Annotated in this window: 21 protein-coding genes; 3 read left to right on the top strand and 18 right to left on the bottom strand. The window is 64.4% G+C overall.

Annotation, left to right across the window (positions count from 1 at the left end; all coding sequences use genetic code 11):
• Positions 1-49 precede the first annotated feature (49 nt).
• Positions 50-565, top strand: coding sequence for a 50S ribosomal protein L10 (gene rplJ / locus MJ601_RS08305; protein WP_242125259.1), 516 nt, complete (start codon positions 50-52; stop codon positions 563-565).
• Positions 566-619: 54 nt separating this feature from the next.
• Positions 620-997, top strand: a complete 378-nt coding sequence (gene rplL / locus MJ601_RS08300) for a 50S ribosomal protein L7/L12 (protein WP_046761890.1) — start codon at positions 620-622, stop codon at positions 995-997.
• A gap of 369 nt (positions 998-1,366) precedes the next feature.
• Here the strand turns inward: rplL and MJ601_RS08295 are convergent, their stop codons facing one another.
• On the bottom strand, positions 1,367-2,260 hold the full coding sequence (locus MJ601_RS08295) for an N-formylglutamate amidohydrolase (protein WP_242125257.1): 894 nt from the start codon (positions 2,258-2,260) through the stop codon (positions 1,367-1,369).
• A 151-nt stretch (positions 2,261-2,411) separates the two neighbouring features.
• Here MJ601_RS08295 and cpdR point away from each other — a divergent pair, with 151 nt between their 5' ends.
• Positions 2,412-2,789: a cell cycle two-component system response regulator CpdR gene (cpdR, locus tag MJ601_RS08290; RefSeq protein WP_242125255.1), complete on the top strand. Its 378-nt coding sequence runs from the start codon at positions 2,412-2,414 to the stop codon at positions 2,787-2,789.
• 16 nt (positions 2,790-2,805) lie between these two features.
• On the opposite strand, the gene queE is transcribed toward cpdR, so the two are convergent.
• The 17 genes from queE to MJ601_RS08205 all read right to left on the bottom strand — a co-directional run bounded on the left by queE (position 2,806) and on the right by MJ601_RS08205 (position 15,765).
• Positions 2,806-3,453, bottom strand: coding sequence for a 7-carboxy-7-deazaguanine synthase (queE, locus tag MJ601_RS08285; RefSeq protein ID WP_242125253.1), 648 nt, complete (start codon positions 3,451-3,453; stop codon positions 2,806-2,808).
• A gap of 4 nt (positions 3,454-3,457) precedes the next feature.
• A complete protein-coding gene (gene queC / locus MJ601_RS08280; protein WP_242125251.1) occupies positions 3,458-4,150 on the bottom strand; it encodes a 7-cyano-7-deazaguanine synthase QueC in 693 nt (230 codons plus the stop codon).
• Positions 4,151-4,187: 37 nt separating this feature from the next.
• Positions 4,188-4,583, bottom strand: a complete 396-nt coding sequence (locus tag MJ601_RS08275) for a DUF3617 domain-containing protein (RefSeq protein ID WP_242125249.1) — start codon at positions 4,581-4,583, stop codon at positions 4,188-4,190.
• Positions 4,584-4,714: 131 nt separating this feature from the next.
• Entirely contained in the window at positions 4,715-5,623 is a 909-nt protein-coding gene (gene hslO / locus MJ601_RS08270; protein ID WP_242125247.1) for an Hsp33 family molecular chaperone HslO, read from the bottom strand.
• A gap of 69 nt (positions 5,624-5,692) precedes the next feature.
• The gene (argF, locus tag MJ601_RS08265; protein WP_242125245.1) at positions 5,693-6,622 is read right to left on the bottom strand and encodes an ornithine carbamoyltransferase; all 930 of its coding nucleotides are present in this window, start codon (positions 6,620-6,622) and stop codon (positions 5,693-5,695) included.
• Positions 6,623-6,680: 58 nt separating this feature from the next.
• Complete coding sequence (locus MJ601_RS08260) at positions 6,681-7,877, bottom strand: aspartate aminotransferase family protein (RefSeq protein WP_242125243.1); 1,197 nt, start codon at positions 7,875-7,877, stop codon at positions 6,681-6,683.
• Between the two features lie 144 nt (positions 7,878-8,021).
• The gene (locus MJ601_RS08255) at positions 8,022-8,420 is read right to left on the bottom strand and encodes a flagellar export chaperone FliS (protein ID WP_242125241.1); all 399 of its coding nucleotides are present in this window, start codon (positions 8,418-8,420) and stop codon (positions 8,022-8,024) included.
• A 21-nt stretch (positions 8,421-8,441) separates the two neighbouring features.
• A complete protein-coding gene (gene fliD, locus MJ601_RS08250; RefSeq protein WP_242125238.1) occupies positions 8,442-9,845 on the bottom strand; it encodes a flagellar filament capping protein FliD in 1,404 nt (467 codons plus the stop codon).
• 83 nt (positions 9,846-9,928) lie between these two features.
• Positions 9,929-10,387, bottom strand: coding sequence for a hypothetical protein (locus MJ601_RS08245; RefSeq protein ID WP_242125237.1), 459 nt, complete (start codon positions 10,385-10,387; stop codon positions 9,929-9,931).
• A gap of 104 nt (positions 10,388-10,491) precedes the next feature.
• The gene (gene flhB, locus MJ601_RS08240) at positions 10,492-11,628 is read right to left on the bottom strand and encodes a flagellar type III secretion system protein FlhB (protein ID WP_242125236.1); all 1,137 of its coding nucleotides are present in this window, start codon (positions 11,626-11,628) and stop codon (positions 10,492-10,494) included.
• A gap of 3 nt (positions 11,629-11,631) precedes the next feature.
• Positions 11,632-12,414, bottom strand: a complete 783-nt coding sequence (fliR, locus tag MJ601_RS08235; protein ID WP_242125234.1) for a flagellar biosynthetic protein FliR — start codon at positions 12,412-12,414, stop codon at positions 11,632-11,634.
• Positions 12,411-12,683, bottom strand: coding sequence for a flagellar biosynthesis protein FliQ (fliQ, locus tag MJ601_RS08230; protein WP_242125232.1), 273 nt, complete (start codon positions 12,681-12,683; stop codon positions 12,411-12,413). The genes fliR and fliQ overlap by 4 nt, the downstream gene beginning before the upstream one ends.
• 10 nt (positions 12,684-12,693) lie before the next feature.
• Complete coding sequence (gene fliP, locus MJ601_RS08225) at positions 12,694-13,479, bottom strand: flagellar type III secretion system pore protein FliP (RefSeq protein ID WP_242125230.1); 786 nt, start codon at positions 13,477-13,479, stop codon at positions 12,694-12,696.
• Positions 13,469-13,732, bottom strand: a complete 264-nt coding sequence (locus MJ601_RS08220; protein WP_192668607.1) for a FliO/MopB family protein — start codon at positions 13,730-13,732, stop codon at positions 13,469-13,471. The genes fliP and MJ601_RS08220 overlap by 11 nt, the downstream gene beginning before the upstream one ends.
• Before the next feature lie 100 nt (positions 13,733-13,832).
• A complete protein-coding gene (fliN, locus tag MJ601_RS08215; protein ID WP_242125229.1) occupies positions 13,833-14,171 on the bottom strand; it encodes a flagellar motor switch protein FliN in 339 nt (112 codons plus the stop codon).
• Positions 14,168-15,052, bottom strand: a complete 885-nt coding sequence (locus tag MJ601_RS08210) for a flagellar motor switch protein FliM (protein WP_242125227.1) — start codon at positions 15,050-15,052, stop codon at positions 14,168-14,170. Before MJ601_RS08210 ends, fliN begins: the two co-directional genes overlap by 4 nt.
• A 50-nt stretch (positions 15,053-15,102) precedes the next feature.
• Positions 15,103-15,765 carry a flagellar basal body-associated FliL family protein gene (locus MJ601_RS08205; protein WP_242125225.1) on the bottom strand — a complete coding sequence of 221 codons (663 nt, stop codon included), beginning with the start codon at positions 15,763-15,765 and terminating at the stop codon, positions 15,103-15,105.
• Positions 15,766-15,773: the final 8 nt, after the last annotated feature.

The following is a 15,773-nucleotide window of genomic DNA, read 5'->3' as shown; positions in this document are numbered from 1 at the left end:
TTTGCCGTTCGCCCGGATGTTCCGGACGGACATGAAGTGGAGTAATGGCATGGATCGTAATCAGAAAGCTGAGGTCGTTTCCGCGCTGAACGCACATCTGGCGGATGTTGGCGTGGTCGTCGTGACCCGCAACCTCGGCATGACGGTCGCCCAGTCGACCCAATTGCGCCAGAAGATGCGGGAAGCCGGCGGCACCTACAAGGTTACGAAGAACCGCCTCGCCAAGATCGCCCTTGAAGGCACCGACTATACCGGCATCAGCGACCTGCTGACCGGCCCGGTTGGCCTCGCCTCCTCGGCCGATCCGGTGGCTGCCGCCAAGGTTGCCGTCGAATTCGCCAAGACCAACGACAAGCTTGAGATCGTTGGCGGCGCGATGGGCGATGTGATGCTGAACGCGGAGGGCGTCAAGGCGCTCGCCTCGATGCCGTCGCTGGATGAACTGCGTGCGAAGATCGTCGGGCTGCTCGTTGCGCCCGCGACCAAGCTCGCGACCGTCACCCAGGCACCGGCTGCCCAGCTCGCACGGGTCTTCAACGCTTATGCGGAAAAGAACGCGGCCTAATCGCCACGCCTTTTCGAAACGAACGTTTTCAACTCAATTTTTTAGGAATTTAACATGGCAGATATCAATGCTCTGGTCGACCAGCTGTCGGCCCTGACCGTCCTCGAAGCCGCCGAGCTGTCGAAGGCCCTGGAAGAAAAGTGGGGCGTTTCGGCCGCCGCTGCCGTCGCCGTCGCTGGCCCCGCCGCCGGCGCCCCGGCTGCTGCCGCTGCTGAAGAGCAGACCGAGTTCGACGTGATCCTGACCGGCGACGGTGGCAAGAAGATCAACGTCATCAAGGAAGTCCGCGCCATCACCGGCCTGGGCCTGACCGAAGCCAAGGCGCTCGTCGAAGGCGCGCCGAAGGCGATCAAGGAAGGCGTCAGCAAGGACGAGGCCGAGAAGGTCAAGAAGCAGCTGGAAGAAGCTGGCGCGACCGTCGAACTCAAGTAAGTTCGGTCGACAAGATGCAGGGCCTCGCGACCGCGGGGCCTCGCTTCCCGGCTTTGCGCCGGAGAAATTCAGGGCGGTGCCTGCATGGCGCCGCCCTTTTTCCTGTCGCCATGCCGGAGCGACAGGCGTTGGAGCAGGAAGCGCGGTGGAGGGGAAATACGCAACGCCGCCCCGAACTCACTCGCACTGGCGCTTTTTCCTGTCCTACACCCTCCAGGCCGCGCTATGCCCGCCCCGGCTCTTTCCATCGTCGATCAACCCACAGGAAAAGGGCGCGAAACGGCGCGTCGCAAAGGCCGCTATCGTGTCACCTATGTCACCCAGGCCCCTGGGTCGGACGTCCGGTTCGTCAAAGCCCACTGACGGCCTTCACTCCGCCGCCATCGCATAGCCGCTCCGGGGCAATTCCTGGGCCAGCGCCTCCACCATGGCGGCAACGACCCGGCTCAAATCCGCCAGCCCCGGCCCCGGCCGGTCCAGCGTCTCGTCCAGATACAGGCGTCGGTCGCATTCGAGCTGGATCGCATAAAGACCCTGCGCCGGACGCCCATGCCGTTCGATCATATGATCGCCCGCATAGGGATGGTTCTGCGCCGCGATCAGTCCATGGCCGGCCGCGACATCCGCCGCCAGCGTCATCAATCGCGCCGACGCGCTGCGGCCGAAGCGATCGCCCAGCACCAGGTCCGGCGCCTTCTGTCCCGCGGCGGGCGGCGGCAGGGGCGGCATGGAATGGAGGTCGATCAGGATCGCATGGCCATGGGTTTCCCGCGCCGTCCGCATCAGCCGCGCCAGCGTCGCATGATAAGGCCGGTGGATCTGCGCGATCCGGCGCTCGACTTCCGTCCATGCGATCGGCCGCTGCCACAGCTCATGCGCGCCCGGCAGGCGGCGCGGAACAAGGCCCAGGCCGCCCCTCAGCTTGGCGCTGCTCTGCAGGGGCCAGTCGCGCGGGATGCCGGTGACCATGCCCGGATCGACCTCCCGCTCATGCCGGTTGAGGTCGATCATCGCCCTGGGCGCCCGCGCCACCAGCACCGGCCAGCCCCGATCGACCAGGGGATAGGCGATCAGATCGGCCCAACGGTCCTCAAGCCGCTGCAATATCTCCCGGCTTACCCGCGCCTGGGCGAGCAGGGGCGAATCATAGTCGCGGCCCGCATGGGGGACGGAAATGATGACCGGGCCGGACGGCATCTCCGGCTCGTAAAGATCATAGGCGGGGGTGGATTCGGTGGGAACCGGCGGCGCGGAATGTGCCAATGGGACTCCTTTCACACGCCACCGTCCAAAAATGGTTACTCGGCTGGATAATATTTACACCTTGTCGCATATATAGGCGCTTCACGCCATCCGCGAAGGGGGCGATCTGGTGTGTCGGCCGTAAAGGGCCTGGGGCGAGACAAACGGGGCGATGGTTCGAATATTATTGGCCGAAGACGATGAAAGCATGCGCACCTATCTGGCCCGCGCCCTGGAGCGGTCCGGCTATGAGGTCGTGGCGGTGTCGACAGGGGCGGAGGCCGTGCCCCATATCAACAGCGACCGGTTCGACCTGCTGCTAACCGATATCGTCATGCCGGAAATGGACGGCATCGAACTGGCCCAACATGCCGCCGCCGTCGCGCCCGAAATGCGGATCATGTTCATCACGGGCTTTGCCGCCGTGACGCTGAAGGCGGGCAAGGCCGTGCCGCAGGCCAAGGTCCTGTCCAAGCCCTTCCACCTGCGCGATCTGGTGCTGGAGGTCGAACGGATGTTCGGCAGCGAAAGCCTGACCGGCCTCAACTGAGTCAGGCAAGCCGCGCCTAACGCAATCCCAGATATTTGTGCGACTGGAGCGTGAGCCGCCAGCGCGGGCGCGCCATCACCAGATCGACCGCCGCCTGCGCATTTTCCCTGGCTCTGGGATCATCGAGCGGCTGAACCAGCCAATGGTCGAAGGCCCAGCCCTCCATAGCCTCCACATCGGCGAGGCTATGGCCCTGCCCCGGCTGCGGCCAGACCAGCTTCAGCTCGTTGCCGCTGCACTGGACGACCTCACTTCCCGCCTTGGGACTGATACAGACCCAGTCCAGCCCCGGATGCGCGGGCAGGGTGCCGTTGCTTTCGATCGCGATGGAAAAGCCACGCGCGTGCAGCGCATCGACCAGCGCATCATCGATCTGGAGCATCGGTTCGCCTCCGGTCAGGACGATATAGCGCCCTTCTTCACCCTCGCCCCAGAAGGCCAGCGCCGCGTCAGCCAGAGCCTCGGCATCGGCGAACCTGCCGCCGCCCTCGCCATCCGTGCCGACGAAATCCGTGTCGCAAAAGCGGCAGATGGCACTCGCCCGGTCCTGTTCCCGCCCGGTCCACAGGTTGCACCCGGCAAAGCGCAGGAACACCGCCCGGCGCCCGGCATGGACGCCCTCCCCCTGAAGGGTGAGGAACATCTCCTTGACGGCATAGCCCATGGCGTCAGGGCTTTACCGCATAGATGGTGGGATCGGGCAGACCTGCCTCCTCGAACCCCTTGGAACGCAGGCGGCAGCTATCGCACAGGCCGCAATGCTTCCCGTCCGGGGTCGGGTCATAGCAGGACCAGCTCATCCCGGCGTCCAGCCCCAGCCGATGCGCCTCCCGCACGATATCGGCCTTGCTCATATGCTGGAGCGGCGCGTTGATGCGAACGGGATCGCCCTCGACGCCCGCCTTGGTGGCCAGCGCCGCCATATTCTGGAAGGCCTCGATAAATTCGGGGCGGCAGTCGGGATAGCCCGAATAATCGAGCGCGTTGACGCCGATATAGATGTCGTTTGCACCCGCAACCTCCGCCATGCCCAAGGTCAGCGACAGGAAGATGGTGTTGCGCGCAGGCACATAGGTGATCGGAATGCCCGCCTCCACGCCGCCCTTGGGTACGGCGATGTCCGCCGTGAGGGCCGATCCGCCAAAGGCGCTGAGATCGAGCGGCAGGACGATATGGGAAAGGGCATTGAGCGCCGACGCGACCCGGGCGGCAGCCTGCAATTCCAGGCGATGCCGCTGATTATAATCAATGGTGAGGGCCAGCACCCGATAACCGGCTTCGCGCGCGATCCCGCCCGCGACCATGGAGTCGAGTCCGCCCGACAGCAGAACGACGGCAAATTTTCCTTCATGGGCAACCATGGGTCCGCGCTACCCCTCCCGGCGCATCAGCGCAAGTCTAGTGGCAGGCGCCGATCCAGCGCCCCTCCATCGCGAATTCGAAGGGTGCGCCCTCGGCAATGCCCTGCGACCGGATCTGGACAAGCCGCGCGGTTTCCACGCGCAGATCGGTGCGTCCATTACCCGCAGCGCCGCATTCGTAGGTCACGACGTGCCGGGTCGGCGTCTCACTGACTATGAAGGTCCTGCAACTCGCGCGGGCATGTCGAATCTGCAGGAACTGGCGGAAATCGGACATGCAGAGGCGCCGGACATCGCCATCCCCGCCGCGTTCGCGCAATTCCCATTCGCCCGGCTCCAGCCCCTTGGCGAGCCGTGGCGAGGGCGGAGCCGCCTGAGCGGGCCAGCCCGCCGCCATGATCGCAAACGCTGATATCAACGTGCGCAAGCCCATTCCCGAAATCCTCATCAGTTGCGCGCCAGCCGCGCCGGAATGCGACTCCGCCGATCGTCATGCCTGCGAATTGCGGCAATTTGATAGCGAAACGAATCCGGGCCGGAGCGCGGCTGGCGAAAATGGGACGATCAGCCCTGTCCGAAACTGTCGAGCGCCACCGGGAACATGCGCGAACAGAAGGCACAATCGACCCCGATAATGCCCTGATCGTCGGCCATTTCCGCGCGCTCCTCCGCCGGAAAACGGCCGATCACGCTGCGGATGTGGCCAAGGTCGCAGCGGCACCCCTTGGAAAGCGCTGTCGGCTCCGTAACGCGCACCTCATCCTCTTCATGGAACAGCCGCCAGACGATATCGGCCAGCGGCAAGGTACCATCGGTCAGTTCTGTATCCTTCAGCGTATGGGCCAGTGCCTGCACATGTTCCCATTCGGGATGGTCGTGGCGGACGTGGAGCCGTTCGCGTCCGACTTCGCCTTCGGGCAGATGCTGGAGCAGCAGGCCGGCGGCGAAACAGCCTTCGCCCGCGTCGTGGCGGGTCGCGATCTGCATGATGCTGGGGATCTGTTCGGACTGGAAGAAATAATGTTCCGCCGCGTCCGCCAGCGACTCGCCGTCCAGCGGCACGATGCCCTGATAGCGCTCGCCGCTCACCGCCTGGTCGAAAGTGATGGCGAGATAACCCTTGCCGAACAGGCCGAACAGCGTCGGATCGGGACCGAGTTCGGCCAGCCGGTCGGCGTCGAACTTGGCATAGCCGCGCACCTCGCCGCCCTTGTAGTCGGCGACCAGCAGGCTGACGACGCCATTTTCGGTCTGCGCCTGAAGGGTGAGCTGGCCGCCCGCATCCTTGAGCGTCGTACCGAGCAGCGCCGCGAGCACCAGCGCGGAAGCCAGCAGCCGCTCGATCTGCGGCGGATAGGCATGGGCGGCCAGCACATCGTCGAGGACCGGACCCAGCCGCACGATCCGCCCGCGTGCATGGCGCGAGGGGATGGTGAAGCCAAGGGCCTGGTCGAGAGAGGCAGTCGTGGTCAAATCAGGCTCCGTGCGGCCCGCATTTGCGGGCCAGTCAAAGGATGCTAGATAGGAAGGCGCCTGCCAAACTCAACCGAGGCGGCCCAGCGCCCAGAGCAGCACCGACTTCTGGGCGTGAATGCGGTTTTCCGCCTCGTCCCAGATCACCGATTGCGGCCCGTCGATCACCGCTTCCACCACTTCCTCGCCGCGATGCGCGGGCAGGCAGTGGAGGAATTTGGCGGTCGGCTTGGCCAGCGCCATCAATTCGGGCGTCACCTGGTAGGGCATCATCGCCTTCAATTTTTCCTCGGCATGGGCCTGGCCCATGGAGATCCAGGTGTCGGTGACGACGATATCGGCGCCCGCCACCGCCGCCTGCGGATCCCGGCTATGGACGATCCGGGCGCCACGCGCACCGGCTTCCGCCTCGAAGGACGGATCGGGATCATAGCCCTCCGGCACGGCGATGCGCACGTCGAACTTCATCAGACCCGCCGCCTCGACGATCGAATGGAGGACGTTGTTGCCGTCGCCCAGCCAGGCCCACTGGCTGCCGGGCAGCGCCACCCCATGTTCCACCACGGTCAGCAGGTCCGCGACGATCTGGCAGGGATGCGACAGGTCGGTGAGGCCATTGATGACCGGAACGCTGGCATGATGCGCCATTTCCTCGATCTTCGCATGATCGTCGGTGCGGATCATGATGGCGTCGCACATACGGCTCAACACGCGCGCGGTGTCGGCGATCGTCTCGCCCCGGCCGAGCTGGCTGGTCGCGCCGTCCAGGATCAGCGACGTGCCGCCCAGCTGGCGGATCGCCATGTCGAAGGACACGCGGGTGCGGGTCGAATTCTTCTCGAAGATCATCGCCAGCGTGTGCCCGGCGAGCGGCGCATCGGCATCGGCCCGACCCTTGGGCCAGTCCTTGCGCGCGGCCTTCCGGTCGATGGCGTCGGAAATCATGGCGGCGATGGCATCGCCGCCGGCATCACTCAGGTTCAGGAAATGTCTGCTCATGATAACCCCCAATCCCGTCCTCCGTCCGATCGCGTCGAACGGAGGGGGATGATTGGCGTCAGGCCGCGTTCGCGTCCGCAAAGCTCCGCGCACCGGCAGAGATCTTCTCGATGCATTCGGAGATATGGCTTTCCTCGATGACGAGGGGCGGCAGGATACGCACGACATTCTGCCCCGCCGACACTGCCAGCAGGCCATGATTGTCGCGCAGATGCGCCACGAAATTGCGCGCATCGTAGCTGTCGGTCATCTTGACCCCCAGCATCAGGCCCATGCCCCGCACATCCGCGAACATGCCGTCATGATTGGGGATGAGCTGCTCCAGCGCCGAACGCAGGCGCGCGCCCATCGCCTTCACATGATCCAGGAAGCCCTCGCCCAGCACCTCTTCCAGCACGGTCAGGCCGACCGCCATGGCCAGCGGATTGCCGCCATAGGTCGATCCATGGGTGCCGAACACCATGCCCTTGGCCGCTTCCTCGGTCGCGAGGCAGGCGCCCAGCGGGAAGCCCGCGCCGATGCCCTTGGCCACCGCCATGATGTCGGGCGTCAGGCCATATTGCTCATGCGCGAAGAAGGTGCCGGTGCGGGCATAGCCGCACTGCACTTCGTCCAGGATCAGCAGCAGGCCCTTTTCGTCGCACAGCTTGCGCAGGCCCGCGAGGAATTCCTGCGTCGCGGGCGTGACGCCGCCCTCGCCCTGCACCGGTTCCAGCATGATCGCCGCGGTGTCCTCATCGACTGCGGCGGTGGCTGCCGCAAGGTCGTTGAACGGCACCACGTCGAAGCCGGGCAGCAGCGGCTCGAACCCGTCGCGCATCTTGGGTTGGCTGGTCGCGGAGATCGTGCCGAGCGTCCGCCCGTGGAAGGCGTTGTCGAAGGTCACGATCTTGTGACGGTGCGCTTCCCCATTGGCATAATGGTAACGGCGCGCGGTCTTGATCGCACACTCGACCGCCTCTGCACCCGAATTGGTGAAGAACACCGTGTCGGCAAAGGTCGTGTCGACCAGCCGCTGCGCCAGTTTCTCGCCCAGCGGCATGCCGTAGAGGTTCGACGTGTGCATCAGCGTCGCCGCCTGATCGGCGATGGTCTTGACCAGTTTCGGATGGCCGTGGCCCAGCAGGTTGACCGCGATGCCGCTGGCAAAATCCAGATAGCGTTCGCCGCGCTCCCCGATCAGATAGCAGCCCTCGCCTCGGACCGGGCGTACATCGCACCGGGGGTAAACGGGCATGAGCGGCGTAATCGACATGGACCTTCCCTTTCTGGGCTGATGTAAGCAGTTTTCCGAAACGCAAAAAGGCGGCCCCCGCCGGGCCGCCCTTTGCGAGCGCTGCCTATACAAGGGCGCCCCCAAAGGCGCAACCCCATGCGGCAGGGACGGTATCGGGGCCGTTTACCCGATCTGATTCCACGCTTCTGCTATCTCGCCGATCATGGCACGGGCCTGTTCGACCGGCTCGGCCGTGCGTCCCTTGGCGCCGGCCAGCAGCAGGCGGCGGGCTTCGCGATAGATTTGCGCGAGGCCGGTGGCGATGTCGCCGCCCTTGTCGAAATCCAGGCTCGATTCGAGCGCGAACAGGATCGACATGGCGCGGGCCTGCTTGTCCGAAACCTTGATGCGGTCTCCGTTCCGTTCGGCCAGCGCGGCGGCATCCAGCGCGAGCAGCAGTTCGTCGAACAGCACCTTGACCAGCGCATGAGGCGTGGCGCCCTCGATCCGGCTGCCCGAATGCACGGCTGCATAACGCCGGGCCGCCGCACCACCACCAAAGCCGCTGTGATTATAGAACATGTTCTTCCTGACCCTTTTTTATCAATTGCTGCTCTTGGTCCACAGCGCCACCTGCTGTTCCAGATAGCTCTGCGTCGCCTTCATGGCGGACAGCCGGGTTTCCATGGCCGAATAGACCTTGGTCAGCTGCGCCTGATAATCGCTCATCTGCGTGTCCAGCTTGTCGAGCTGATCGGTGAGATCGCTCGCCAGCGCCTTATATTTGCTCTGCGAGGTGGCGAGCGGGCCGCCATCCTTCTTGATATTGTCGCGAACGCTGTCCATCAGCCCGGCGAGGCCGATATTGGTGCTGGTCTTGACCGCGGGATTGAGCATCTGGGTGATGGCCGTGGGGTCCGCCGCGATCGCCTTGTCCAGAGCCGTGGTATCCAGGGACAGCGTGCCGTCGCGATTGGTGCTGACGCCGATATCGTTCAGCGTCTTGTAGGTGCCGGTCGTCGTCAGCGCGGTCGAGACCATCTGCGACAATTGCCGCTTCATGTCGCGGATCGACGATTCGCCGTTCAGCACGCCCGCATTCGAGGAGTCGGTGCCGGTCGCCGTCGCCGTGTTCAGCGCCTTCATCAACGTATTGTAAGCATCGACGAACTCGACCATCAGGTCGCGCATGGAGGTGGTCGGCTCGCTCGTCGCGAGCGTGACGGTGGTGCCGGGCGATGCCTTGTTGAGGTCGATGCGGAGATAGGAAATGGCGCTGTCGATCGTGTTGCTGGCATAATGCTGCTCCACGCCGTCCAGCTTGATGATCGCATCCTTGGGATCGGACATGGAGGCCATGGTGCTGCTGTCGGTGCCGCTCCAGGCGAATTGGGCGAGATCGGTGCCTGACACGCTGGTCAGCGAAAAGTCGTTCGCCTCGCCGGTCGGCCCCTTCAGCACCAGCCGCGTCCCCTGGGTATCGGTGATGACCGACGCCGTCACGCCCAGCCCCGCATTGTTGATGGCCGTGGCGAGGCCGGAATAGCTGTTGTTGGTCGAATCGATGGTGATGGTCGCACTGTTGCCGCCGACCGTCAGGGTCAGTTGCCCCTCACCCACCGCCGTGCTGGAGGTGGCGCCGGAAACGGGGGTGGAGGCCAGGGTGCGTGCCGAGGCCAGTTGCTGCACCTCGATCTGCGCGGGAAGGCCGGTGGGCGTTCCACCCGGGAGCGCGCTGACCGCGACGATGCTGGTGTCGTTGGACGCCGGCGTGCCCGAATAGCCGGTTCCCGCCAGCAGGCTGTTCAGCGCGTCGGCAAAGGTGTCGAGCGAGCTGGAGGCGGACGCCAGCGCGGAGATGCGCGCGGTATTCAGGGTCTGGCGGGTGGTGATCGCGGTCTGCTTCGGCTCCTTCGCCGCGCTGACCAGGCTGGTGACGAGCGAGCTGGTGTCGATGCCAGATCCTGCGCCAAGCGCCGTCAAGATGCTGCTGCTCACCGAAGTCATGGGACCGTCCTTTCAAATGCAAGAACGGCCCTAGACCCAAGACCTTTAGGAATGATTTTCGCGGGGACGCAAAAAGCGGAAAGTCAGAGGCTTGCGGTCACGATCTGGTCGACCGTGCCGCGCCGGACATTGGCTTGCGCGGCATGGGCATAGACGGCCTGTTCGGCGATGCGCCGGGCGATGCGGATCGAACTTTCCACCGCCTCCTTCGATGCCGGGGGCAAGGGCACCAGCACCTGCGGCGCGGGCAGCATGGACTGGATTTCCTGCGCCGCGCCCTCGACCGTGGTCATGCCGTCCTGCGACCGCAGGTCGGCTAATATGTCGGCGATGCGGGCATGGACCCTGGCATATTCGGCACTGCTGGCGATATCCGATTCGGCCTGCGCCTGGTCTTCGGATGCTGTGTTTCGTGCCGATCCGCCGCTGGAATTGGCCGTAACCGAGGTGGAAACCGGCTGAACGGCGGAAACGGCTGACGGCGCGCGGGTGGCGCTGCGTTCAACCGGCGATATCTCGCTCCGCGATAAATAGTCGTTCATGACGCACCATCTTAATGCGTCCCCGTGAACATTATACGGATAATAAGTGCTAAACTTGCGTTAAGCAGCGTTATTTTTTCGAGCGACCTTTCAGTCGACTGAAATCATGGCATTTTCTTGCCATCCGCATCGAAGCGGAGATCGTCCGGAACGGTGATGAACGGCCGGTCCATCTCGCTGGCCATGCGATTCTCGACCCGGAAGACGAAGGCCAGCACCGTCGCGACGGCCATATAGAGCCCTTCATTGACAAGCTGTCCGGCGCGCGAGGTGAAATAGATCGCGCGCGCCAGATCGGGATATTGCAGCACGGTCACGCCATTCTGGTCGGCCAGTTCGCGGATCGCAGCCGCCACCGCATCGCAGCCCCGCGCCACGACGACGGGCGCGCCGTCCTGCCCCGGCTTGTAGCGCAGTGCGACCGCGAAATGGGTCGGGTTGGTGATGATGACGCTCGCCTCGGCTACCGCCTTGCGGGTGGAACCGCTCAACACCTCGAACTGGCGTCGGCGGATATGGCCCTTGAGTTCGGGCGAGCCTTCGCTTTCCTTGTGCTCGTCCTTGATTTCCTGCTTGCTCATCGACAGCCGCTTGGCGCGCTGGAAGAGCTGCGCCGGCACGTCGATCCCAGCGATCAGGAACAGTCCGCCCGCCATGACCAGGCAGGTCATGATGAAGATATTGCCCAGATCCGCCATCGCAGGCGCCAGCCCCGCCTTGCCGAGGCCGACGATCTCCGTCATCCGGTCCCAGATCATCCAGACGCCGATGGCGCCCAGCAGCGACACCTTGGCAATCGACTTCACGAGTTCGATCAGCCCCTGAAGCCCGAACATCCGCTTGAGGCCGGAGGCGGGATTGAGTTTCGATGCCTTGGGGGCGAAGGCGCCGGGACGGAAGCCCAGCGAACCCAGCAGCGCAGGCCCGGCAATGGCGGCCAGCAGGGTCGCCAGCAGAATGCCCGCCACCGGCACGGCAATGCCGGAGAGCAGGCTCATCCCCCGGTCGGCGGGGGCGAAATTGACGATATCCTCACGGCGGAAGCGCAGCGCCTCGATTAGCATGTCCGAGAGGGATTCGATCACCCTGGGACCGGTGACCGCGATCCAGCCGATCCCGGCCATCACCACCAGAGCCGTCGCCAGATCGCGCGATTGCAGGATGTCGCCGTTCTTGGCGGCTTCCCTCAGCTTCTTGGCTGTCGGCTTTTCGGTCTTTTCGCCGCCATTGCTTTCAGCCATCGCTCAATGCCCTTCCGAAACGGACTGGGCTTGGTCCAGCCCGGCCTTGAGCGCGGCGGTGATCCCATCCCCCATGACCGGCGCGGCCATGGCCAGCAGCACCAGCCCCGCCATCAGCGCCACCGGCATGCCGACCGCGAACAGGTTGAGCGCGGGCGCCGTGCGGGACAGCATGCCCATGACGATCTGCACCAGCACCAGCGCGAAGCCGACCGGCAGCGCGATCGTCACCCCCGCCCCCAGCAGCGCGCCGCCAAATTCGATGAGATGCCATACCGCATCGTTGCTCAGCATCGCGCCGCCCGGCGGCAACGCCTGATAGCTTTGCACGATGAAGCTCACCAGCATGAGGTGCCCATCCATGGCCAGCAGGAGAAAGGTCGCGAGGATGGAAAGGAACTGCCCCACCGCCTGCGTCGCCTGCCCCGACGAGGGGTCGACCATCGCCGCGAAATTGAGACCCATGGTGTTGCCGATCGCTTCGCCCGCGACCAGCGCGGCGGCATAGCCGATCTGCACGGCGAACCCCATGGCAAGCCCGGCCAGGACCTCGCCCGCGACCAGCATGACGCCTTCGAAGCTGGCGATGCCGTCCTGGGGCAGCACGATATGCACGCTGTTGAGCGCCGCCATGCCCAGCGCCAGCGACAGGATCAGCCGCAGTTGCAGCGGCACCGCGGGCGCGCCGAAAACGGGCGCGGCGATGAAGGCCGCGCCGGGCCGGATCATGGCGATGAGCCAGATCCAGAGCTGGACTTCGACATTGGCGAAGCCCGGCGCGATCATTGGAGCAGATCCGGGATGCGCTCGAAAATCTCGCGCGTGAAATCGGCGATCAGCACCATGATGGAGCCGCCGAACAGCACCAGCATCCCACCGACGACCAGAATCTTCGGGATGAAGCTCAACGTCTGTTCGTTGATGGAGGTCGCCGCCTGGATCATGCCGATCAGCACGCCCGCGATCAGCGCCGGAATCAGGATCGGCGCTGCCGCCAGCGCCGTGATCCACAGCGCCTGCTGCGCCAGCCCCATGAAGAAATCGGCGTTTTCCATGGCCCGTTCCTCAGGTGGCGAAGGAGCCGGCGAGCGACCCCATGGTCAGCGCCCAGCCATCGACCAGCACGAATAGCAGCAGCTTGAACGGCATGGAGATGATCGTGGGGGACAGCATCATCATGCCCAAAGCCATCAGCGTCGATGCGACGACCAGATCGATGATGAGGAAGGGCAGGAAGATCATGAAGCCGATCTGGAACGCGGTCTTGAGTTCCGACGTCACGAAAGCCGGCAGCAGGATCGAGAAGGGAATGTCCGCGGGCGACTTGAAGGCGGGCGCCTCGGCCAGATTCTGGAACAGCTTGAGGTCGGTTTCGCGCGTCTGCTTGGTCATGAAACCGTGCAACACCTTGCCCGAACGGCCCACCGCTTCCTCGATGCTGATCTGCCCCTTGCCATAGGGGTCGAAGGCCTGTGCGTTGATCTGATCGACATAGGGCCGCATCACGAACAGCGACAGGAAAAGGGTCAGCCCGACCAGCACCTGATTGGGCGGGGTCTGTTGCAGGCCCAGCGCCTGCCGCAGCAGCGACAGCACGATGAGGATGCGGGTGAAGCTGGTCATCATGAGCACCAGCGACGGCAGCACCGTCAGCAGGCTCATAAGGATCAGGATCTGCAGGGAGAGCGACAGCGAACGGCCGTCGCCCGAAATCTGTCCCATGGCGCGGGTCAGCGCGCCGCCATTGTCGACCGGCGCCGCCTGGGCGACAGCCTGTGCCAGCGCGGGTTCGGCCAGCAACAGGCCGACGGCCAGCGCAAGGCCGCCAATCAACAGGGCCTTAGCGCGCACGATAGGGATCGCCTTCCGCGATCTTCTCGATCCGGCCTCGGGTGACGGACAGCAGGATCTTCTTCCCCTCGAACTCGACGACTGCCAGCTTGCCGAAAGTCCCCATCGGCAGCGCTTCCAGCAATTTCAGTGAGCGGTCATTCTGCCCCACCATCATGCCCGGCTGATATTTGCGCCAGAGCCAGAGCGCGCCGAACGCCATGCCGCCCACCAGAGGCAACAGGATCAGCAGCTTGACGAAATACCAGATCATGCAAAGGCTTTCCGCGACTATGGTTAATGCGTCATGCGTTCGGAAAGAATGACGCGCAAGGCAAGCGGTAAAATCAGTTACCCAAAGATCGGGCGCATCCTCAACCGCGCCGTTCGACACCCGCCAGACGGGTTTCGGTCGCGGCAATCTCGACGATACGGATGCCGTAACGGCCATTTACCGTCACCACCTCGCCCTTGGCGATCAGCGCACCGTTGACCATGATGTCGAGCAGGTCGTCGGCCTGCCGGTCCAGTTCGACCACGCTGCCTTCGCTCAGGTCCATGACTTCCGCCAGACGCAGGGATGTCGACCCCACCTCCACCGACATGCGGACGGGAATGTCCGCCAGCAAACGGAATTGGCGGTTGTTCACCATGCGGCTGACGCTGTCCTCTCCGATGCCGTCGAGGCGCGGTGCTTCGCTCATGTCGCTCATTGTCCGGGTTCCTGTGCAAGCTTTTCGATCTGGAATGCGGCGCGGCCGTCCTGGTCGCCGATCGAGCCATGGGCCACGATGCGGTCGCCGACGATCAGCGGCAGGCTGCGGTTGATGGTGACGGGAATGATATCGCCGGCCTTGAGTTGCATCAGTTCGGCCAGAGAAAGATTGGGCCGCGCCAGCACCGTGCGGGCAGGCAGGCGGATATCGCGCATCCGCGAGGCGATGCGGGCCTGCCAGACCGGATCGACGCGTTCCTCGTCAACGGGAAGTTTCGCCCCCATGAGCGGCTCGACCGCCCGCAGCGCGGCGAGGGGGAACAGCAGGTCGATGGGCCATTCCTGATCGCGCGAGATACTGAGCTTGAAGCGCTGCAGCACCATCTGCTCGCCCGGCTGCGCTGCCGCAGCAAAGCCGATGCCGGTTTCGCGGACGACCAGAGCCGGTTCGACCGCCAGCATGTCGCTCCAGCATTCGATCAGGCGGGCCATGAACGCATCGGAAATGCGGGCGATCAGCCGGTCTTCGGTAGGCGTGAATTCGCCGCGCGAGGGCAGCGGGCGATTGCCGATGCCGCCGTAGAAACAGTCGACCAGCGTGGAGATCATCGCCGCGTCCAGCCGCAGCAGCACCTGCCCCTTGAGCGGCGCCAGGCGATAGACGCCAATGCTGGAAAAGGCGGGGACTTCTGCGCCCCATGCGCCGAATTCCAGCGCCCGCGCATCCTGCGCGACGACAAGCGGCCGGGCGCCCGCAATCGGCTCGAACAAGGCACGAAGGCGCCGGCCGAGCTTTTCGCCCAGCCGGTCCAGCCCTGACAGCATCAGCGGCGCCTGCGATTCCCCTCGCCCGAAGGCATAGGATTGAACGTCGGTCATGAATGTCCCCTGCCATCACGGCGGGGGACTTCCCGCACGTTCAGGCAGCCCTATTGAATAACGAAATTGGTAAAATAAACGTTATCGACGCCACCATAGCCCGTCTTTTGCTTCAGAATGTCGTTAATGATGCCCTTGATCTTGCCCTGAAGGGCCTTTTTGCCCTCCGGCGTCGACAGCGCCTCCACCGGCTGCTGCGCCAGCATCATCAGCACCTGGCTGCGAATCGCCATTTCATGGGCCTTGATCGCATCGATCACGCGCATGTCATAATAGGTCGAAACGGCGATCGAAATCTGGGCGAAGGCGTCCGTGTCCGACATGTTCGATGTGAACGGCGTCTGGAGCTGGAAATAGGTCGCCTGATAGGCTGACGGATTCGACGGGGCGGGCAGATCGATGCCCTTGGCAGGTAGATGGACGCCAGCAGGCAATGGCTGATGGCTGCTGCCGCCGCCCTTGCCGCCTTCGCCACCCTCTCCACCACCGCCGCCGCCATGGGCCTTGGCCACGTCCTCCGCGCTCTCGCCCGCAAGGACGAGGACCGGCTTGTTCGGATCTTCCTTCGGCCCTTCTTCCTTGTGGGTGAAGAAACCGGCGGCATAGAGGCCACCGGCGGCGCCCGCCCCGCCCACGACCATGGCCACGACGATGAGCAGGATCATCTTCATGCCCCCGCCCTTTTTCTTCTTCGGCTTTGCCTCGTCACTCATCGGTCACA

Origin of the sequence: Sphingobium trunci (assembly GCF_022664535.1) — a bacterium.
Lineage (GTDB): Bacteria > Pseudomonadota > Alphaproteobacteria > Sphingomonadales > Sphingomonadaceae > Sphingobium.
Note: the sequence above shows the minus strand (reverse complement) of the source record. Positions and strands in the feature narration are given on the sequence as shown.